This window comes from Microbacterium sp. MYb62 (assembly GCF_002979475.1).
In the GTDB taxonomy this organism is placed as follows: domain Bacteria; phylum Actinomycetota; class Actinomycetes; order Actinomycetales; family Microbacteriaceae; genus Microbacterium.
Genome location: NZ_PCOY01000001.1, coordinates 1 through 20,889 on the forward strand (window position 1 = coordinate 1; position 20,889 = coordinate 20,889).

Consider the following 20,889-nt stretch of genomic DNA (forward strand, 5'->3'; position numbering starts at 1 on the left):
CGCTGGATCGAGGCCCGGTGGTGACCATCGACCGCGCGGACTATCAGATCGCCGGGATCATCACGCAGTCCCCGCGGTTCCCATTGCTTCGGGGCGAGATTCTTCTCCCCGAAGCGACGGCCGGATTCGAACAACCAAAGACGACCAGTGCAGTGCTGCTCACCTCTGCAGGTGCTGCGCAACAAGTCGCACAGCAGGTGCCCATCACAGTGAACCCGTACACGCCAGAGGTGGTGACGGTTGAAGCACCCACTGATGCGAAGGAGCTTCGAGTCCGTGTCGAACAAGGTGTGCAGACCACGCTCATCGCGTTCTCGATTCTCGCGATCGTCGTCGCCATTGCCGCGCTCACCAACGCGATGCTGCTCGCGGTCACCGCTCGACGTGGCGAGATTGGAATGCGCAAGGCCCTTGGCGCTCGAAGCCGACACATCGCATGGCTCATCGCAGGAGAATCTGCGTACGTCGGCGCGGCTGGGGGAGTCCTCGGACTCACCCTCGGGATCCTCGCGATCCTCATCGTCACCCTCACCCAGCAGTGGACACCCGTCTTCGATCTGCGCCTTGGACCGCTGGCTGTCCTCGCCGGAATTCTGATCGGCGTCCTTGGCGGAACGGTTGCCGCTGCCCGAGCCTCCCGCATCCGACCCGCTGACACCCTCCGCCAATGACGGCGCACAGCCCCCAGAGATCCATAGACTCACACCCATCCCTGCGCATCGTCACCCAGCTGCTGCAGGGCGACATCGCGCACCGGGGAACAGCAACCAACCACTGGCATATGAAGGTCACCTACGCCTACCCGGCTCGATCCCACCACAATCGGAGACCAAGCCCTCGTCGACGAAGCCGTGGAGCCCTCCGGGGCCTGTCGCGAGCCCCGAACGACGGGGATGGAGTGGAACGGAACAGTCTCGCTGACGAAGTCCTTATCCCGTTCCAGGAGAACAGACGAAGCGACTTTCGGCGATTCGACTGGTCAACACGTGCGTTGGGGGACCCCGAGCCAGTTCCGACCGGCGATGTGTTGATTGTCGACCTGATCGGTCTCTTGCACCCCTCGATGGCTGACGTGCTGGATCTCACGGTCTGGTGCGACGTGCCCCTCTTGATCGCGCAAGAGCGCGGGATCGCACGTGATGCTCAACTCGGGAATGACCATCGGCGGCTCTGGCACGAAGTGTGGACGCCCAATGAGATTGACTTCGACGCCAACTTCGCTCCCCGAGAGCGGGCCGAAGTGCTCATGTCCTCGACCGATGTGGGAGCCAAGTAGCGAACGAGGTTTGGAGCACAGCGGCCTCGAATCGGCACCCTCGAAGACCAGACTTCGGTAGCAGCTTGCAGATTTCCGCTGGATCTCAGGTTGCGGCCCTACAGCGGTTTATGGGCCTTTCCCCGGTTTCTCACTAACGTCCGGAACGGAGCTCGTTGGGGGCTCCTGTGCGTACGGATCTTGCGGGCGGGTTCATCGCGCGGCCCCAGCGGTCTACGAGCCGAGTGAAGCACAGCGGTCGCCATCGGCCCGCTGGGGGAGAGGGGGAGGGGGACCCGACATGCGGGCCGCTGGCAAAGCAAGAGCAGCAAGACGACGCATCTAGCGGTGCGAGATGCCGCTCGCTGTGTGGATCGGCTCGCGCCGCGGCGCAACACAGTTCGGCTTCTGGTCTAATCAGGGGATGGTCGCAAAATCATCGAGAGCTGCTCCGAAGGCTCTGCCGGGTGATCGGGTCGCAGTGATCTCGCCGGCATTCGCCGCTCCGGCGATCTCGCCCACCCTGCACGAGCAGGCAATGCGCCGGCTGAGCGAGGCGACAGGACTGATCCCGGTCGAATACCCAACCACCCGGCAACTTGGCGCAAGTGCGGAGGCCCGTGCCGCCGACGTCACCGAAGCTTTCGCCGACCCGAACATCCGCGCCGTGCTGGCCACGATCGGCGGCGACGATCAGGTGACCGTCATCCCGCATATCGACGCCGGGGTGCTCGCGGCGAACCCGAAGCCGTTCCTGGGCTACAGCGACAACACGAACCTGCACAACCTGCTCTGGAACCTCGGCGTGCCGAGCTTCTACGGCGGGTCGACCCAGGTGCACCTCGGGCCCGGCCCTCATCTCGATGACATCCATGTGCGGTCGCTGCGGGCTGCCCTCCTCGACGGCGGCACTCTCGAGCTCACCGAACCCGGCGAGTCCGAGGACTTCGGGTGGCCGTGGGAAGACCCACGGTCTCTGCGGGACTTCGGCGCACGTGAGGTCACCGGGCCATGGACGTGGGCTGGACCGGAGAAGGCCGTGTCTGGTCGCAGCTGGGGCGGTTGCATCGAGGTCATCGACCAGATTGCTCTTGCCGGACGAATGCCCGACGTTTCTGACTTTGACGGGGCGATCCTGCTGCTGGAGACCGGCGGGGAGGCACCGTCTGTGACCGAGGTCAAGCGTTGGGTACGCGCCCTGGGCGAGCGCGGAGTCCTCGGCGCCGTTGCCGGTGTGCTTGTTGCCCGACCGCCGGTCAGCGAGCGGCACTCACCCGTGCCCTCAGCGCCTGAGCGAACCCGCCTGCGCGAGGCGCAACGGGACACCATCATCGAGCAGATCGCCAGATACAACCCCACTGCTGTGGTCTGCGTCGGGGTGCCGTTCGGGCACACCCGCCCGCAGTGGATCGTCCCACATGGCGGCACCATGGCACTCGACGGAGCACGCCGTATTGTGACTGCTGATTACTGAGTGATCTAGACGTGCGGGGTTCACAGGACGACAGAACAAACCCCGATCAGGATGGGACTCAGGGGAGGGGATCGGCGATACCCGTTTCTGCAGTAGTTGCAGATCTCGCAAGTAGTACAAGAGCGATCTGACATAATGTGCATTATCGGATATCGATCTGCCTGAGTTGCGTTGGATGCAAGAACTCTAGGCCCATCGCAACCTCGCTTTACCCCAGTTCACAAGGTATATAACGACGACGCTCGATGTCGTTCTTCGCTACGCTCTTGCCTCGCAGGTCAGTCGGGCGTATGTTTCTTGCATCAAACGCGAGTTTCATCGATTGGATGCAAGATGAGATCTTCCCGCGACGATGACATCAAGCTACTCGTGCAGCGCCGCACTCGCGTGCTGTCGATCCGCTTCGAGTCCGAGATCGCCAAGGCGATGGCGGACGATTTGGGGCGACGTTCGAAGCATGCCAGGTTGACGGAGTGGGCCAGCGTTAGGAATCAAAGTGTCTGAAACCGTCAAAGGACGCGTCCCACGCGAGTTTCGTGACGCATCGATTGCGTTATTCAGGGCTGATGAACGTGTGTTCGAAGGAATGGTTGAGGGCTGGAGAACTCAGATGTTGGCCCGCGGTCTAACCGTGGAAACCATCAGGAGCAAGATCGCCACGATTGAGCGATTTCAGGTGCATACAGGCGCGTACCCGTGGCAGTGGGCTCCAGTGGACGTAGAGCAGTACTTCGCAGACTCACGAGGGCGAACGAAGAAGCCGCTCTCGACGCGGACGCTTCGCCAGTACAGCGGATCGATAGGAATGTTCTGTAGCTATGCGACGAACCCCGTGTACGGCTGGGTGGAGTACTGCGAAGCCACTTTCGGGGACGTGCCATCACAGATCGTTTTCGATTGGAACTCGCCGCGGCACACTGCTGACGACGACGTAGCAACGTCCAACAGAGCACTCACGCATTCCGAACTGCAGCAGCTCTTCGACTATATCGACGACCTTGTCGACAGCGAGCGGGCCAAAGGGTCGAAGCGGTGGGCGAGCCTGCTACGCGATTCGATGGCGTTCAAGCTTTGCTACGCCTTCGGCCTCCGGCGGCGTGAACTCGCAATGCTCGAGCTAAGTGATTTCGGCCCCAATCCGTATATCCCTCAGTACGGCGTCTTCGGTGCTCTCACAGTTCGGTGGGCGAAAGGCACGGAAGGATCCGGGCCTCGTCGGCGCACAGTGCTGACCACGCCGAAGTTCGAGTGGGCGGTTCCTTTGATGCAGAAGTGGCTCTCCCCCGGCCGGCGTGATCAGTTCCGCATGGCGGACGGCAGCCCTTCCCTTTGGCCGAGTGAGCGTCGACCACGAGTGGGGCTGAGCACATTTGGCAATTCTTTCACTCGACTACGCGAGGAGGCGGGACTGCCCGAGAATCTTGGTTTGCATTGCCTCCGGCACTCCTACATTACGCACCTGCTCGAGGCTGGCTACGATCCAGCGTTTGTACAAGTTCAAGTGGGGCACAAGTATGCGTCGACCACGGGTCTATACACCCATGTATCATCGAGTTTTCGTCAGAAGGAATTGCAGCGAATGCTGACAAAGCGCGCCGCGCAACTCACCGCAGGTCTTGGACTGGATGGCACTCATGAGTGAACAACGTCGCATCGGATATAGCTGGAACCTTCGACAGATCATGGCTCAACGAAATCTGTGGAAAAGCTCCGACCTCATCCCGTTGCTACGCGCACGCGGTATAAACCTCTCGGAGTCCCAAGTTTGGAGGCTTGTTACAGGAACGCCCGAGAAGTTCACTGGGCGTACGTTCGCGGCGTTGTGTGACATTCTCGAGTGCACCCCTGCCGACCTCTTCGAGCCATACGTCGAGATGCAATCCGCCCGACGCGCGAACGCGCCCCGACTGGGCGATGAGCCCTTCCCGGCCGCAGGCGAATCGCTTACTCACCGAATTCGGCTTGTCGATGAGGACGATGATGGCTAGGCCCAGGCCGCCCGAGGACCCAGTGGCCTATCGGAATCCCTGCGCCCGCTGCGGCGAACATCGAGAGACCGCCGCTCACTGGCCCGATGGCCGAGTCTGCCAGCTGTGCAGGCGGCAGGCTATTCGGACGAAGGGGACTTGCGCCCTGTGCGATCATCAAGGAGTTCTGCCCGGTGTCAGCATCTCGGGACCGACTTGCCGCGCATGCTCGGGAATCCGATTGAAGATCGATTGTGCAATCTGTGGAGCGGAAGACGAGCTCTACTCGGAAGGGCGCTGCTGGAGATGCGTCCTCGCCGTCCTCGTCGATGGTGCGCTCTCACATCCGGGCACAGGCCAGATTGCCAAGGATCTGATTCCGCTCGCTGACGCGCTGAAGTCCATGAAACGCGCGAACAGTGGATTGACCTGGATTCGTCAGCCTCACGTTCAGATCTTTTTGTCTTCGCTGGCTCGAGTAGCAACCGTGAGGCATGATCAGATCGATGCGCTGCCCCGCTCGACCACGCGAGAGTTCGTGCGTAGTCTCCTAGTGACCCACGGGGTACTCCCCCAGCGCGACTCCTACCTCATGACCTTCGAGCACTGGCTACTCGACGTGCCTGCTCGGCTGACTAGCCCAGCGCACAGCACGGTCCTTGAGAAGTACGTGCGGTGGGATCACCTGCGCAAGATGCGAGCACGCTCTCCCGTCAGCCGCGGGACATTTCTTCGCAGCAAGCAAGCCATCACCGTAGCCGTGGACTTCCTCAACTGGATGGATGCCGAAGAAATTTCGCTCGCAGAACTCGGGCAGGATGACGTCGAAGCGTGGGCGACGGGCGGCACGACCACGAGGCTGATCGCCGAGAGATTCCTGAACTGGGCCCGGAAGGAAGGGTTGGTAAGCCGCAACCTGAGGATGCCACAGCACCGACGTGGGACCGCGAGCCGACTTACCCTTGACGAGCAGCAAGACGCAAGCACGCGGGCCTTGGATCCGAACATGATGACCGTGCGCGACCGGGCCGCCGCTGTTTTGGTTTTGGTGTTCGGTCAACAGCTTGAGCGCCTCGTTCGTCTCAAGTGGCGCGATGTGAGGGTCACTCCCGACGCCGTGTACGTTTCCCTCGGCGGTGACCCGATGCCGATTCCAGCGCCGTTCGATGATGCCTGGAGAGAGCTCCATGCGAACCCAGCTAATTGTCAGACGGCATCACACCCGAAGCGAGACCTCGTCTTCCCTGGTAGCAAGCCCGGCCAGCCCATCAACCCCGGCTATCTCGCGAACAGGATCAAGGCCATCATTCGAGCGCGCGCGGCTCGCCTGGGTGCGCTGGACGAGTTGACGAAGTTGGGTCCTGTGGTCGTCGTCGCCGGCGCTCTCGGTTACTCGCCTCGAACGCTAGAGACCTACGCGTTCGACGGCGGCGCCACCTATGCGCGATACCTCGGAGCCGTAAAGGAACTCGCGAAGGCGGCAACGCCCGGGACGAGCATGCTGGAACGTTAGAGGAGTTCACTCATTGATTGATCTCACTCCCCCGGTTGTGGGGCAGCGGAGCCGCGGTCAGCGTCACCGACGACGCAGGTCGGGTACGGCATGCGGCAGCAGTTCTGTGAGAGGAACCTCGAGCACCTGGGCGATCGCGAGTACGGCTCGAAGGGATGGGTTAGCCGGGGTGCCTCGACGCGACTCCCCCTGCTCGTACTGTCTGTAGATAAAGCGACTCAAGTTCGCCCGATACGCCACATCCTCCTGGCTGAGCCCCGCGGCATGCCGCTTCCGTCGAAGCAGCACCGCGAACTGGTCGGCGAAGTCTCGCCACTCGCTATCCGCCTCCCCGGTACGCTTTTCCACTCCCCTAGCGTTTCGAGAATGACTGCCAGGTATGGGCTTACGCGTATGCCATAATCTGAGTGGCCATACGAAACAATCGACTACTGCCGGATCCGCTCCACTCTGCACGTGTGCTGCCCGCCCTACGGACACCGCGGTCGCACCGCAGGGCAGGCCCGATGCGTGCGACCGCGATTGTGACGGTGATCGTGGCCGAGAAGCCATGGACTGCATGGTGGCGCGGTGTAAGCCATCCCCCACCGGCCGCATGGAAGTATGCGTTCGAAGAGTTCACGAGCGACGATACAGCCGACGAATGGGCTCTTGCCGCGGCGATCTTCGTTGCTCAGTATCGCCGTCGCCACTCACATGGGCCTACCTTCCGCGACCTATTCGCACATCTGCTTCCCGACACAGGTGGAGTTCCATCTCGCCTACCCAACGACTGGGATGCGGTCGATCATCGTCGCGGCAGCAACGACTTTCGCCGGCACGTGGCGATCGAGTGGCGCCGCCGGGGATATATCGGCTACGACAAGCAAGTTGCACGCAGTCTCAGAGTGGGCCCTCGATTTCGCGCGCAGTCCCGCGCGCGAAACGCACAGTCCCCTGACCGCCGAGGGGCGAGCGACGTTCCTATGCCATCGGTCTGCTCAGCGCGGGAGAAGGAATGACGGCAGACGCCATAGCGAATCCACGGTCGAAGGGTCGATCCAACTGCTGGTGGGGCGGGTACAGATGCCCTCCCGCCGCGTGGTTCACCGCTTTCACCGACTTCACCCAAGGTGACTCTGGTCGCCAGTGGGGTCTTGCCGCCTCTCTGTTCGTCTCACACCATCGGCGCAAACACCCTGAGGGCCCGAGCGCCCGCGAAGTGTTCGAGCACCTCCTGCCCGAGACTGGAGGCGCACCGACGGTACTCCCTGCGGAGTGGACGCCATCTGAACGAGGCCATGTCGTCCAACGATTCCAGTTCTTCGTCCTGACGAGATGGAAGCAGTTCGGATTGGTTGATTTTGACGACGGGGTTACTCACAATCTCCGTGCGGGGCCGCAGCTGCAGGTAATCGCATCGCGTGATCGCCATATTCGCGCGCTCGTGAGGGCGAGACCTCCTCGTTCGGGCAGAGGCCCCCACGACTGCGCGTTGTCCGCGTGTCTTACGCGAGAAGGAGCAGCGGAACGCCTCCGCATCACCGAGACCGCCGTGAAGCGCCACACCAAGGCGGGATACCTTCGCGTAGTCGTTCACGACGATCAGGTGCTTTATCCCGCATGGCAGTTCTCGCCTCGCCCGGACAAGCAAGTCGTGGCCGGCATTGATGTTGTCGCTCCTGCAGTCCCCGAGTCATGGTCAGTGGTCGCCGAGCACTACTTCATGGCTGCACCTCGCAGCGAACTGTCGGTGGATGGGCGCCTACTCTCCCCCGGCGACTGGCTAGACCTTGGCTTGAATCCGCATCGTGTCGCAGGAATTCTCGAGAAGTACACGTATGACATCCGACGGTAACCAACAGTCGCGGGCCGACGATTCTGCGCGTGAATCCCCTGCGCCGCACGACGCCGAGTCGGTCTCGAAGTCGCTGCAGCTCCTCGACGACGCAGCGACAGAGCAGGGGCGAGACTGGAAGCTAATCGATGCCCTTCTGGTCACTTTGGCAGCGTTCCCCGCTGGTAGCAGAGTAGACGTACTCGCGCCCCACGATCCAAGAGATCCGACGCGACGGCTACGCCCTGAGTTCAGGGCACGTATGGACGCTGTCGCAGATTCTCTGAGTGATGACGAGGCTGCCTTGTTTCTCGGTGTCGGCACGCGTCAGTGGACACCTGACGAGGTTGAGCGATTCATGACTGAGACGGAGCCGACATTGAAGATGCGTGATGAGCCGATCACGCCGTGGCCCTGGCTGATCCTCGGGCTGGATTCGACGAGCGCGCCAGCCCTCATCCGGAAGGCCGCAGAGAACGATGAGTGAGCGAAAGCTGACACCAGCACAGGTGAAACAGGCCCTCGCAGCCATCGAGAAGGGACATCAACTTGAAGGCCACCGGCCGAGTGCGAGTGCTCTCGACCGTGCTCGGCGCATTCTCGCGGGCGAGCTCAACCCTGAGGACGCCGAAGCGGAGATGCGAGACGCGCTCCGAGAGGTGATCGCGGGCGAACAGGAAATCCTACGCACGGCAGACAGCCGCGCGCTCGTCGGACGACTGATAGAGGTCCTGGGCCCGACACTTGTGTCCACCCTCGCGGGCTCGACCGACACGCACGCCGCGATGACTTGGGCTACCCCAGACGGCCCGAAACCCAACATGGAAGCGCTCACGCGGCTCCGGTGTGCGGCGGACGCGTGGCGGGCGATCAGCGAAGTGGAAGGCGATGACATCGCCAGAGCCTGGTTCATTGGAGGGAATTCGTGGCTCAGCGAGGATGCACCCGTCACGGCAATACGAGAAGGTCGATTCACCGAGGTAACGACCGCCGTCACAGCATGCGTGGAGGATACGTTCAGCGGGTAGCCCAGCGCGCTCCAGTGGTGCGGGGCTACGCCCCACTAACCTCAGACCTCAGACCTCAGACCTCAGAACTCAGAACTCAGCGAGTGATGATCGCGGCGGGTGGAGATACCAGATCGGCCATGCCTCCATCATCGCCAGCCGTTCGGGTTCGAGCTGCTTCTCCAAGTGAGCCACCTCGCCGGCGTCGTCGAGAAGAAGCGCGCAGGCGATCTCAAACTCGAGTGACTGTGAATCGCCGACCCGGGCCTGTTGCCGCTTCATCTCCCTGATGGCTGCAAGGTCGTCCGAGGTGAGTGAGCCTGTCCGCCAGAGGATCTGATACCTGTTCAGGTGGTGCCGGTCAAGATCCCTCTCCTGCGCGATCAACCAGTCGTTGAGGTGTTGCGCCGCGGCTAGGAGCACTCCCTTTCGGGAACCCGCGCCGTCGGCCGCGGAGATGAGCGCGATTACTCGGAGATTCGCGAGGTGCAAGGTTGTGGGCTGATCGATCAGCGCTTCGTACGCGTTCACCATCGCGCTCAGGCGCAAGTTCAGAACAGTGGCGAAATACTCGTCCTCGACGGTGTCGTAGACGGTGACGGGGACGCCAGCGCGCGAAGGATCGTCCTCGTCGTCGTAGCGGTACACGTGAGGCGCGGCCGAGTCGAACGGATCCACGAGACGCCAACGCCCCTCCGTAGACCCTGGCACGAGGAGGAACATCAGATGCCACTCGGCGATGGGAACCACGAACCGGCTGATCTCCCCCGTCTTGTTAGTGGGCTCCTCGCCGTCGATGAGTGATCGGGAGACGTTTATCAGCTCTCGCAGCTGCGAATCCGAGACGTCCTCGAGGTTGATCAAAGTCGTATCGACATCGAGCAGAGTGAACAGTTCCTGCAGCCGTCGCATGAAGCGCAGCTGACGCTCGAGCGAGTCGTCCTCGTCCTCGTCTTCCATGTCGTAGGTGGACTCTCGCCCGTCGAGCTCGATGCTCCGAGTGGTCTTCACAGCCGAGAAGAACTCGAGCGCTTTCAGCTCGTCAGCGAAGTTCCCTGCGAGGGTGAGAGTGAAAGAGCTGGTCTGAAGACCCGCCTCCGCCTTGAAAATAATCGTCAGACCGCCGGCAAGTGCGACCGCAACCCGAGACGAGTCCAGCCTTCTCACCAAGCACTCGTCGTAGGCGATGTCACCGCAGCGGATCTGGAAGGCCGCACGCTTCTGGGCGTACTCGGCAGGAAGGATCTCGAGACGACCGCCAAGGGGCACCTGCATGCCGCCGGTCGTCGTCATCTCAAGCGCGACGTCCAGACGGCTCGAATCCAACGTCACAGGGACGTCGAAGCTGAGGTCACTCACGGAGTGCACGGTGAGGGACGCGATCTCGTCAAACAGGGCCGGATCGAAACCCATCGACGCGTTCTGCCGCCTCGTGTTCAATGCCAAAGCCACAACCGCCTCAAGCTTGGCCGGATCGGTCGTCAGGGTAGTGAGCGGAACCGAGACTGTTTTCTGATCCGGATCCGCGTTCGCGAGAACACCCTGGATCCCGAACGGGGACAGCACCGCATAGTAGGCCGTTCTCTTCAACGTCTTCGGGTGGATCGCCACCACGAAGTAGAGCACACCGGCGTTGGACTGAAAGGCGACCAGGTCGGTCCGCGCGACAGGAAACGACGCAAGTAGTCCCTTGTTCCTGCGCCCCTTGACCTGCACGTCGACGCGACCCCGCCAGTCGGCCTTGCTACGACCGAGACCCTCATACACGTCGATGTGCCCGTCGGTGAATGGGGTCTTGTCGTTCGACGCAATCTGGGCTGCAAGGTGGGGGCACCGCGCGACAAGATCGGTGATCTTCGATACCGCTAGGAGCTCGACGTCTGCCACGGACACATCATCCCAGGTCGCGAGCGTCGGCGGCCGGCGCAGCGCTCGTCCGGCGAGTCTCGGGTCCTACCTCCAGCATCCCTTCGGCGCTCAGCTCTCTGCGAGCAATTCGATGGGTCGTTCCTCGCGATGACCAGCTGCACTTTGCCAGCTGATACTGCCAAACGTGGGGTGCCTCCGCATGACTGCCTGAGCGACTGGACCTCTCATCTCAGTGTCTTCGAGAATCGCATCGGCGTCAGCGCCCGCGGGGACGTCACCGAGGTGGAACGTGGCATCTCCATCGGGCGTCAGGACCTTCAGGACCGCGTCGTACGCATCAGTGCTTCCGAGGTTCGACATCCGGAGCGTGGGAGCTTGGTCATTGCAGATGTCCATCGGCCACTCTCCTCCCCAGCTCACGTCTCGCCGTTCGCTGTGTAGCGCGTGACGGCGGCGTTCGAGGTCAAGACGCTCCTCCATCGTGTCGCGCGCTGACCGCGCAATCGCATTGGCCTCATCAAGCAGTTCAGTGCTCCTTCGCTGCGCGGCAACCGCCTCGTCCCGCGCCGACTTGGCCTCCCTCGAATCTGCGAGCGATGAGCGCGCCTGCACGAACGCCACGACCGTGGCGGCACCTGTCGCGACCAACAGCGCGAAGTTCACGATGAGTATGGCGAGATCCATGGCGCGATCGTACTGGACTGCTCGAGTCCAGTACGGGAATCCATACCCATCGCCGGCTGACGGACCCACTCTTCCAGTCAGTTGGCTCTCTCTCGGGTCTCTGCCTGGCCCTTCACCGACGATGACTCCTTGGCCGGACTATCGGCGGCCGTTCGGGCTTGAGCGGAATATGAAGCGCTGTTTCCAGCCCCACTTCGCACGCCCCCTGCAACACCCCTTGGCTCCGGTGGGGTGCGGCGCGTCGATCTAGTAGGCACCGTGGTCCAGGCCGGAGAGGGGGTGACGGTGACGTGGGGCAGAAGATCCGCGAGGGCGTCGCTGGCAGTGTGGAACACGTGCTCGCTGTCGCCGCCAATGCCCGAACGGGGTGGGGACGCAAGTCACCGCGATCGGTCTGCGATCTGCCTGAGTTGCGTTGGAAGCAACTCAGGCAGTTAGAAGGATCGCACGCTCAACGTCACCGGTTGGGCTCAATGACCTTCACTGAGCCAAGTTGGGATGAAGTGTTCGTCCGATCCGCGATACTACGAAGGTGAGCAAAGGACGCCCTCAGGACCTCTTGAAACAGATCGAGCGTGATCTCATCGCGGAGAAACCTCTCGACACCCTTCTGAGGAAGCTGATCCTGCTCGGCGGGAACGCAGGTTCCCCCGAGCTTCGTCAGTGGGCCGCCACTGAGCTCCGCGGGTACGAGGACGACAACTCCTTGCCGTCGTACCGCAGAGTGAATGCTCCCCTGCAGATCGACGGAGCTGTTCCGGGTGGAGTCATTCGCCACCAGTCCATTTCGTCGATGGATCTGCCGGACTTCGCGCGCGCAGAGATCGGTGAACTGGTACCGCTTCGTATGGGCGTCAACGAACTGCACAGCATGGTCAGGAACCACTCGATCGATCACATAGTCAAGCTTCAGCCACCGGGGGCCGCTCTTCTCGTGGGATACATGAACCGGGACCGTCAACTGAATGGTCGCATTGACTCTCTGTATTGGAGCGTGTCGACCGTCGCCATCGAGGGTGTGCTCGACCAGGTTCGCACTCGTCTCGCGGAACTAATAGCCGAACTACGATCTACAACATCCTCGGATCAGGCCTTGCCTACGCCCATGCAAGCCGCGAATGCGGTGAACCTCGTGCTGAACGGACGCGGTCACCGAGTCAGCATCGCGCAAGCCGCCGGCAACGGGGTGGTCACGCCAGTGCTCGGAGATGATGAGCCGCGGTTCTGGACCACAGCACGAGTGATCGGAGCGGCTGTCGTGGGCTTGGCAACACTAACCGGGACCGGGATCGCAATCATTCAGTGGCTCTCGTGACGGTCGGTTGTTGTCCGAGGTTGGGCCTGTTCTCAGTAGTCCCGGTGCCCAGCGTGCGTTGGGGAGATGACGTGAGACGATAGTCCGCGCTGGACATTCCTCGCCAAGCGAAGCTCCGCCGGGAACTGTATACGCCCATCGCGCCGAGCACGCTCATGACCTCGCGCGCGTGTCTTGGTTGATACGACCACCCCGTTGATATCCACCAGAAACCGACGTCGCTCGCCATTCGCACTCCTTGCGGCAACGCTGCCCGAAAGAGAACCTTGCGCAGAGCGCAAGAACCCATCAGCCCACGCGTGTCCTTCAATCGAGCGTTGACAACGATGCGAGGATCTATGTGTTCGCATTTGGTTGGGCGGGTGACGGGGGTCACCGATTGGAGAATTCGGTGACCACAAGACATGTCAATCATTCTGGCGCGCGATGGTGGAAGGTTGATTTTCACGCCCACAGCCCGGCCTCCTTCGACTTCGGCGCCAGCGAGGGAAAGCCTGCTGGAGAGGCCACAGCCTTCCGAGACTGGCTGCTTGCATACATGCGCGGCGGAATCGATGCGCTAGTCATCGCCGATCACAATGAGCACAGTGGCATCGACAGAGCGCGGGCGGAGCTCGATGCCATGCGAGAAGCTGGGGTCGACGGATTCCGTGAAATAGCGCTCCTTGCTGGCGTTGAGCTGACTGTCGATGGTGGCTTCCACCTGCTTGCGGTCTTCGATGTCGAAACCGAGAGCGAAGTGGTCAACGGCTTACTTCATGTCTCCGGATACGACGGTCAGCGCGGCAGCAGCTTGGCGACGACGAAGAAGTCGTTTACCGAGGTGGTGGACGAGATCGTCGGCCGTGGCGGACTCGCCGTACCGGCTCACGCCGACGTCGCGAAGGGCCTTTATCGCCACGATGCGCGCACAGTCGCCGCCCTCGAAGCATCTGGCAAGATTTTGGCAGTCGAGGCGGTGACAGAGGAGGGGCGATCACGCTCTGTGAAGGCGGGGTGGGTCCCGGTGCTCGGCTCCGATGCGCACCATCTGGATGGAGCGTCCTGTCCCGAAGGCGTACAGCCGAAGTTCCCTGGAAGCCACTTCACATGGGTGAAGATGGAGACCCCCAACCTCCTTGGCATCCGTTTGGCACTAGCGGACGGGGAACAGTCTGTGGTGCCAGCAACGCAGGATGCCTTTGATCGCAACGACGTTGCGCATACTGTGATCGAACGCGTCGTGCTGGCGGATGGCGATTCCGAGCACGAGTACGTATTTGGCCCCTGGATGAACGCCGTCATCGGCGGCCGGGGGGTTGGTAAGTCGACAATCATCGAAGTCGTACGCTTGGCAATGGGGCGTTTCGATGATCTGCCTGACGAGCTTCAGCGAGACGGGGAATGGTTCTCGCCCGCGCCGCCGGGCAGAGGCGCTTCCCGGTTCTGGAGCGATGACACTCGAATCGAGGTCCACCTGACTCGTCTGAATGAGCGCTATCGCGTTGTGTGGAGTGGAGAGCGACCAGACATCTCTGTGGTCGAAGTCCTCTCGGAAGGGTCGTGGATCCCTCAAGGGGGCTCGCCACGTGACCGATTTGCGTTGCTCATCAATAGTCAGAAGCAGATCTATGAGACAGCGCGTGATCCCCAAAGCCTGCTCAGGGCCATCGATGATCAGCCGCAGGTCGGCTTCGCTGCATGGAGGGAGAAGTTTGACGAGCTTCGCGGTCAGTACAGAACGCAACGCGCTGAAATTCAAGAATTGCAGGTCAAGATCGACTCCGAAAATCGCCTTCGCGGTGAACTCTCGGATGTTCTAGTCGAGCTTCAGCAGCTGTCGAAACTTCGGGATTCTGACGAAGCAAAGGAACTGGATCAGCTAACTCAGGACGAGCATGAGATGCTCCGCTGGGAGCAACTCGCCTCAACATTCGAAGGAGCCCTGGCAAAGCTCATCGGTGAGTTCGACGAACTACAGAGCGATGCCTCAGAAGTTCCGAGCCCAACGGCTTGGGCGGACGAACAAAAGCGCCGAGCACAGGTGTCGATGGCATATGAATCGATTGTGCAGGCCCGCCTCGCGCTAGTAACCTCGCGAGAGGTGTGGCATACCGCCCTCCAAGAGTCGCCCCGCCGAACTCGCATGGAAGAGTTGCGCGAGTTCCTAGTCCCCTCTGCCAGCATTCTCGATACACCGACGGTTTCGTCGGAGGAGGACGCGCACGCCGCCAACGCAAGGCTCCTTAAAGAGAAGAACGACCGAGAGGTCAGCCTCGACGAGATCGAGAGAGCGAAAACCCGGCTTGGTCAGCTAGAGGCAGGATCAGATGCGACGCTATCGCAACTCACCGACCATCGACGCACACTGACCACCGCCCGTCAAGCGATGGCAAAGAGCCTGAGCGGAGACGAACTTAAGCTTCAGGTGCTCGAGCAATCCGACGATGCGTCTCTGGAGGAGGACCTGCGGCGCTTAGTCCAGAAACCGACTTCATTCGACCCAGTGTTCTCGGAAACTGGACTTCCAGCGGTTCTCGAGCATCCATACAAGCCGGGGCGAGCGCAGCGCATATCTGAGTTGAAGAGCCTCCTGAAGGAGCTGCGCCACGACGGCGCGAACGCGTCTAGCCTCACAGACGCGCTCAGAGCCACGATCGATCAACGCCTGTATGCGCACCTGCGCACGCTGGACGATCACCGATACCAAACCGAAGTTGCACTTTGGTTCCCCGAGGATCGTCTCCGGGTTCAATACAAACAGGCCGACTCTGACGTCTTTCGCGAGATCGATGAAGGGTCACCCGGAGAGAAGACCGCAGCGCTTCTCGCCGTTATCCTGCAGCTCAGCAAGGACCCGCTGATTTTGGATCAGCCAGAGGATGATCTCGACAACAAGTTGATCTACGAGCTTGTCGTAACCACTCTCAAGCGAATCAAGAGCGACCGCCAGCTGATCGTCGTCACGCACAACGCCAACGTGGTCGTGAACGCGGATGCTGAGCACGTCACGGTCCTGCGACACGGAAAGATTCCACAAGTCGAGACCCGCGGTTCGATCCAATCATCGAGCGTCAAGCAGGCAATCTGTTTGATCATGGAGGGCGGCGAATCGGCCTTCCAAGCGCGCTACAAGAGGCTGATTGGGTGAGCACCTCGGCGTACGGAAGAGAAATCAGGGGTGCCGACCAGATGGTCACCCTCACCCATCCGCCGCACGTGTGGAGGACCGGTAGTTCAACTCACTGCGTGTGCGTACCGACTTTGCCCGTCGATCTGACTGAGTTGCACCGAGACGCGGGCATGTGGGGTTCGGTGCCCGATGCCGGTACCCTCTACCTGTGATCGACAGTGCACCAAGGCAATACCTCTACTTCGACGGCGATGATGTTGGCGCGGCCATCGAACTCTGTTTGCTAGAAGAGGACGTTCCGGGCGCGCACCTCGTGAGCACGCGGGTATCAGACGGTATTGAGGGACTCGCGGCGGAGTTGCGACGTTCGTTTGGGGCGGAGATCGTTTTCGCCGCTGGCGACGAAGTATTGGCGGTGACCAATTCACTCGTCGACCCCATACTGGTTCAACGTTTTCGCGCCAAGTTCGAGAAAACAACAGGTCGGACTGTTTCGTGCGGAATTGGTACTTCAGCAGCGGATGCGACTCGACAACTGCATCTTGCAAAACTTCATGGTAAGAACCAGACACGACGTGGCGGCAATGATGCCTAGCAGAGTCGTCATTCTGGCTTCGTCCGTGCAACCAGATGTCTACTTCAACATCATCGCCTTCAACGCGAGACAAAACGTACGTGAATTCGTCGTCGCGGTGATAGACCCGCCGACGCTACCGTCTGGATCCTCGAGTGACGCGGTTCAGAAACGACTACAGGATCTAGTGAACCGCTTATCCGAATCGAATTACCTTAAATTTGCATCCGAAGCTACGACCATGATTCCACTGGTAGACCCGGCACCTATGACATCATTCCTGGCGGAAGTGAACTGGTACTCCCTGCAAATCACATATCGGTCGGTCGCCGAATCGGACCTGAAAGAATTCCTGGATGAGGAGCAACAGGCCGGGGCAGCTTTTGACGTCACTGCTTGTCGCAACACCGTCCTGGCCGGCGCGGTCGCTTGGCTCGTCTCCCGCGGTGGTGCGCCTCTTCACTCATTGGAGGTGAAACGTCCATTTCGACACGACGCTTCAGACTTGCTTCCATACCTCGATCAAGTCGACTATGCATACCCGGAACTGTCGGCGTCGAAGCTGATCCGATCCGCTACCCGCCGCGTTAATCGAGGCACGCTGCGAAAAAAGACCTTCTGGATCCTCAGTGTCGTGGGCGCAATTCTGGTTGGCGCGCTAGCGTACTTCGCGCCTTCTGAGCTCTCAACTCCCATACTGACAGCAGCAGCGGCGTTTGCGACCGTCATGTCCGCCGTAGCGATACTCGTGCGAAATCCTGCATAGCGCGTCTCAGAGTAGTTTCTCGACAGCGGGCTTGGCCACTACCAGATCAACCATTTTTCGCAGCTTTGTGACAGGTCAAGCTGATGATCTCGGGAAACTATAACCTCGTTACTCGGGCGGGGGCGTCGTTGCAGAGCGAGTCATCGGGAACAGTCATTTGCACGGCCGCAGCTCTTTGAGGGCAACTACTCAGTACGTACTCATACCGGCGTGTGCCAGTCATTCACGATTCGAGAGCGGCGCTCGATAGGCTCACATCGTGAACGGAAGCAATGTCGATGTCGACTGGGAATCTGCACGGGACGCGAACCAGGAGAACTGGGAGGATCGAGTCCCGCTGCATGAGAACGCCTACGGGCTCGACGCGTTCGACGAACCGGAACACCTCAGCGACGTCGTCCGCGACGACCTTGCAGCGATGTCTGCATTCCTTCCTTCTGGAGGTCTGTCCGGGCTCGACCTGTGTCACCTGCAATGCCACATCGGCACCGACACCGTCTCGCTGGCGCGCGCCGGTGCGAATGTCACCGGCGTCGACTTCTCGCCGTCCGCGCTTCGCGCGGCCAGAGAGCTCGCGACGCGTCTTGGCGTCGAGGCGACGTGGGTGGAGACCGATGTCCTCGACGCGCGTGTCGCAGTGTCGGGTGACTTCGATGTCGTCTACACGAGCATCGGGACGATCACCTGGCTCAACGACTTGGATCGGTGGGCCGCGCAGATCGTGGCGTTACTGCGTCCTGGCGGCACGTTCTTCATCCGAGATGGCCATCCGGTGCTCTACGCACTGGATGAGGCTACCCCGGGGCTGGTCACGCGATACCCCTACTTCGCCACGGGGCACGCTCAGCAATGGGATGACGACTCCACCTACGCCGGATCCGGCCGCGTCGCTCATGCACGCACCTATGAGTGGCCGCACCCGCTGTCCGAGATCCTCGGCGCGCTGCTCCGCGCCGGACTGAGACTCGTCCACTTCGACGAAGGCCGAACACTGCCGTGGCGGTTCAGCGACCGCATGGTCGAGGTTCCCGGCGGCTACGCCTGGCCGGAAGACGAACGCAACCTGGTTCCCTGCACGTACACGATCATCGCCCGACGCGACTGACACGAGACGCGAGACGCCGTCCTCCCGCGTCTCGCCTGACCTCACGGCCGCTCTCGTCCTCCGCTAGGAGCCGACGTACTCCGCGAGGTGCTCCCCCGTGAGCGTCGATTTTTGGGATACCAAATCGGCGGGCGTACCCTCGAACACGACCTTTCCGCCGTCGTGGCCGGCACCCGGCCCGATGTCGATGATCCAGTCCGCGTGCGCCATGACCGCCTGGTGGTGCTCGATCACGATCACCGTCTTCCCGGCGTCGACGAGTCGATCCAGGAGACCGAGGATCTTGTCGACATCGGCGAGATGCAGTCCGGTGGTGGGCTCGTCGAGGACGTAGACGTCCCCCTTCTCCCCCATCTGGATCGCGAGCTTGATCCGCTGGCGCTCTCCGCCCGACAAGGTCGACAACGGCTGCCCGAGGGACAGATACCCGAGTCCCACATCTTCCATACGCCCCAGGATCGCGGTGGCTGCAGGCAGCTTCGCCTCGCCCTCGCCGAAGAACGCCCGTGCCTCTGACACCGGAAGGTCGAGCACCTCGGTGATGTCCTTCCCCGCCAGCTTGTACTCGAGCACCCCGGCCTGGAAGCGCTTGCCGCCGCAGTCCTCGCAGGGAGTCTCGATCGTGTCCATGAATCCGAGCTCGGTGATGATGACGCCGGCGCCCTTGCACGACGGGCATGCACCTTCGGAGTTCGCGCTGAACAGCGCCGGTTTCACGCCGTTCGCCTTCGCGAATGCCTTGCGAATCGGCTCGAGAAGCCCCGTATACGTCGCCGGGTTGCTCCGACGCGAGCCCTTGATCGCCGCCTGGTCGATCGCCACGACGCCTTCGCGCTTCGACACCGAGCCGTGGATGAGGGAGCTCTTGCCCGATCCCGCGACTCCCGTCACGACCGTGAGCACGCCCGTCGGGATGTCGACGTCGACGTTCTGCAGGTTGTTCGCCGTGGCGCCCCGCACCTCGATCGAGCCCTCCCCCGCACGCACGGAGTCCTTGAGCTGCGCCCGATCTTCGAGGTGATCACCGGTCTTCGTGCCACTGGCTTTCAGACCCTCGACGGTGCCTTCGAAGCAGATCTCTCCGCCCGCGCTGCCGGCTCCGGGTCCCAGATCGACGACATGGTCGCCGATCACGATGGTCTCCGGCTTGTGCTCGACCACCAGCACCGTGTTGCCCTTGTCGCGCAGCTGGAGCAGCAGCCTGTTCATACGCTGGATGTCGTGCGGGTGCAGGCCGATCGTGGGCTCGTCGAACACATAGGTGATGTCGGTCAGCGACGACCCGAGATGGCGCAGCATCTTGATGCGCTGCGCCTCTCCCCCGGACAGTGTTCCCGACGGCCGCTCGAGGCTGAGATACCCCAGGCCCAGCGTCACGAACGCGTCCAGATTCGCGCCGAGGGCCTGCAGCAGCGGCCCCGCCTCCGGGAGGTCGAGTCCGCGCACCCAGTCCGCCAGGTCGGTCACCTGCATCCGGCACGCGTCGGCGATGCTCACGCCCTCGATCTTCGAGGAGCGCGCCCCCTCTGTGAGGCGTGTGCCGTCGCACTCCGGGCACACTGCGAAGGTGGCGACCCGTTCGACGAAAGCGCGGATATGCGGCTGCAGCGCATCGAGATCCTTCGACAGCATCGCCTTGGTGATCTTCGGGATCAGACCCTCGTAGGTCATGTTGATCCCGGAGATCTTCACCTTCGTCACCTCGCCGTAGAGGAAGAGATGGCGCTGCTTGTCGGTGAACTGCGAGATCGGCTTGTCCGCGGGATAGAAGCCCGACTCCGAGAAGCCCTTCACCATCCACCCGTCGGCGGTATAGCCCGGCACCATGATGGCGCCCTCGTCGAGCGACTTCGACTCATCGACGATCTGCGCGAGATCGAGGTCGGAGACCGCTCCCCTGCCCTCACACCGAGGGCACATGCCACCCAGGTAGATCGCATCCTTCACGATCTTCTTCTCACCGCCGGGACCGGTCATCACCCCACTGGCCTTCTGCGTCGGGATGTTGAAGGAGAATGCCGTCGGGCCGCCGATATAGGGGTTGCCGAGCTTGCTGAAGAGGATGCGGAGCATCGCGTTCGCATCGGTGACGGTTCCGACCGTCGATCGCGGATTGGCGCCCAGGCGCTCCTGGTCGACGATGATCGCCGTTGTCAGTCCCTCCAGGATGTCGACATCGGGCCGCGGCACCGACGGCATGAAGCCCTGGACGAAGGCACTGTAGGTCTCGTCGATCATGCGGCGCGACTCCGCAGCGATCGTGTCGAAGACGAGTGAGCTCTTCCCTGATCCGGACACCCCCGTGAACACCGTCAGCCGCCGCTTCGGTATGTCGACGCTCACGTCCTTCAGGTTGTTCTCGCGTGCGCCCTGCACGCGAATCAGGTCGTGGGTGTCGGCGGGGTGCTCATCGGCGGTCATCGGCGTCCTTC

18 protein-coding genes are annotated in these 20,889 nt (G+C 61.8%); 14 read left to right on the forward strand and 4 right to left on the reverse strand.

Annotation, left to right across the window (positions count from 1 at the left end):
- The 6 genes from CQ042_RS00005 to CQ042_RS00030 form a co-directional block, all read left to right on the forward strand.
- A partial coding sequence (locus tag CQ042_RS00005; protein ID WP_219844790.1) for an ABC transporter permease occupies positions 1-671 on the forward strand: 671 nt, incomplete at its 5' end.
- Positions 672-1,063: 392 nt separating this feature from the next.
- Positions 1,064-1,276 carry a hypothetical protein gene (locus tag CQ042_RS00010; RefSeq protein WP_146115317.1) on the forward strand — a complete coding sequence of 71 codons (213 nt, stop codon included), beginning with the start codon at positions 1,064-1,066 and terminating at the stop codon, positions 1,274-1,276.
- Between the two features lie 403 nt (positions 1,277-1,679).
- Positions 1,680-2,729 carry a S66 peptidase family protein gene (locus tag CQ042_RS00015; RefSeq protein WP_105668612.1) on the forward strand — a complete coding sequence of 350 codons (1,050 nt, stop codon included), beginning with the start codon at positions 1,680-1,682 and terminating at the stop codon, positions 2,727-2,729.
- A gap of 496 nt (positions 2,730-3,225) precedes the next feature.
- Positions 3,226-4,371: a site-specific integrase gene (locus CQ042_RS00020; RefSeq protein WP_258131856.1), complete on the forward strand. Its 1,146-nt coding sequence runs from the start codon at positions 3,226-3,228 to the stop codon at positions 4,369-4,371.
- Positions 4,364-4,717 (forward strand): helix-turn-helix transcriptional regulator, encoded by a 354-nt coding sequence (locus CQ042_RS00025; protein ID WP_105668207.1) that lies wholly within the window; start codon positions 4,364-4,366, stop codon positions 4,715-4,717. The genes CQ042_RS00020 and CQ042_RS00025 overlap by 8 nt, the downstream gene beginning before the upstream one ends.
- A 220-nt stretch (positions 4,718-4,937) precedes the next feature.
- A complete protein-coding gene (locus CQ042_RS00030; protein ID WP_258131860.1) occupies positions 4,938-6,209 on the forward strand; it encodes a Fis family transcriptional regulator in 1,272 nt (423 codons plus the stop codon).
- Between the two features lie 63 nt (positions 6,210-6,272).
- On the opposite strand, the gene CQ042_RS00035 is transcribed toward CQ042_RS00030, so the two are convergent.
- On the reverse strand, positions 6,273-6,806 hold the full coding sequence (locus tag CQ042_RS00035; protein ID WP_308736973.1) for a helix-turn-helix transcriptional regulator: 534 nt from the start codon (positions 6,804-6,806) through the stop codon (positions 6,273-6,275).
- Positions 6,807-7,743: 937 nt separating this feature from the next.
- Between CQ042_RS00035 and CQ042_RS20230 the strand changes: the two genes are divergently transcribed.
- The 3 genes from CQ042_RS20230 (at position 7,744) to CQ042_RS00050 (ending at position 9,053) form a co-directional block, all read left to right on the forward strand.
- A complete protein-coding gene (locus CQ042_RS20230) occupies positions 7,744-8,046 on the forward strand; it encodes a hypothetical protein (protein ID WP_146115318.1) in 303 nt (100 codons plus the stop codon).
- 337 nt (positions 8,047-8,383) lie between these two features.
- Entirely contained in the window at positions 8,384-8,512 is a 129-nt protein-coding gene (locus CQ042_RS20635) for a hypothetical protein (RefSeq protein WP_258131861.1), read from the forward strand.
- Positions 8,505-9,053: an antitoxin VbhA family protein gene (locus CQ042_RS00050; RefSeq protein WP_258131862.1), complete on the forward strand. Its 549-nt coding sequence runs from the start codon at positions 8,505-8,507 to the stop codon at positions 9,051-9,053. The genes CQ042_RS20635 and CQ042_RS00050 overlap by 8 nt, the downstream gene beginning before the upstream one ends.
- A 69-nt stretch (positions 9,054-9,122) precedes the next feature.
- On the opposite strand, the gene CQ042_RS00055 is transcribed toward CQ042_RS00050, so the two are convergent.
- Together CQ042_RS00055 and CQ042_RS00060 are read right to left on the reverse strand one after the other, a co-directional pair.
- Complete coding sequence (locus tag CQ042_RS00055; protein ID WP_105668210.1) at positions 9,123-10,919, reverse strand: hypothetical protein; 1,797 nt, start codon at positions 10,917-10,919, stop codon at positions 9,123-9,125.
- A 90-nt stretch (positions 10,920-11,009) separates the two neighbouring features.
- Complete coding sequence (locus tag CQ042_RS00060; protein WP_105668211.1) at positions 11,010-11,585, reverse strand: hypothetical protein; 576 nt, start codon at positions 11,583-11,585, stop codon at positions 11,010-11,012.
- A gap of 532 nt (positions 11,586-12,117) precedes the next feature.
- Here CQ042_RS00060 and CQ042_RS00065 point away from each other — a divergent pair.
- The 5 genes from CQ042_RS00065 (at position 12,118) to CQ042_RS00075 (ending at position 18,457) form a co-directional block, all read left to right on the forward strand.
- Complete coding sequence (locus CQ042_RS00065) at positions 12,118-12,900, forward strand: hypothetical protein (protein WP_105668212.1); 783 nt, start codon at positions 12,118-12,120, stop codon at positions 12,898-12,900.
- 391 nt (positions 12,901-13,291) lie between these two features.
- On the forward strand, positions 13,292-16,030 hold the full coding sequence (locus tag CQ042_RS00070; protein ID WP_146115319.1) for a TrlF family AAA-like ATPase: 2,739 nt from the start codon (positions 13,292-13,294) through the stop codon (positions 16,028-16,030).
- Between the two features lie 190 nt (positions 16,031-16,220).
- Positions 16,221-16,607 carry a mCpol domain-containing protein gene (locus CQ042_RS20235; protein ID WP_181157380.1) on the forward strand — a complete coding sequence of 129 codons (387 nt, stop codon included), beginning with the start codon at positions 16,221-16,223 and terminating at the stop codon, positions 16,605-16,607.
- A 25-nt stretch (positions 16,608-16,632) separates the two neighbouring features.
- Positions 16,633-17,352 (forward strand): hypothetical protein, encoded by a 720-nt coding sequence (locus tag CQ042_RS20240; protein WP_146115321.1) that lies wholly within the window; start codon positions 16,633-16,635, stop codon positions 17,350-17,352.
- Between the two features lie 259 nt (positions 17,353-17,611).
- Positions 17,612-18,457, forward strand: coding sequence for a bifunctional 2-polyprenyl-6-hydroxyphenol methylase/3-demethylubiquinol 3-O-methyltransferase UbiG (locus CQ042_RS00075; RefSeq protein WP_105668214.1), 846 nt, complete (start codon positions 17,612-17,614; stop codon positions 18,455-18,457).
- A 63-nt stretch (positions 18,458-18,520) separates the two neighbouring features.
- Here the strand turns inward: CQ042_RS00075 and CQ042_RS00080 are convergent, their stop codons facing one another.
- On the reverse strand, positions 18,521-20,878 hold the full coding sequence (locus CQ042_RS00080) for an excinuclease ABC subunit UvrA (protein ID WP_105668215.1): 2,358 nt from the start codon (positions 20,876-20,878) through the stop codon (positions 18,521-18,523).
- Positions 20,879-20,889: the final 11 nt, after the last annotated feature.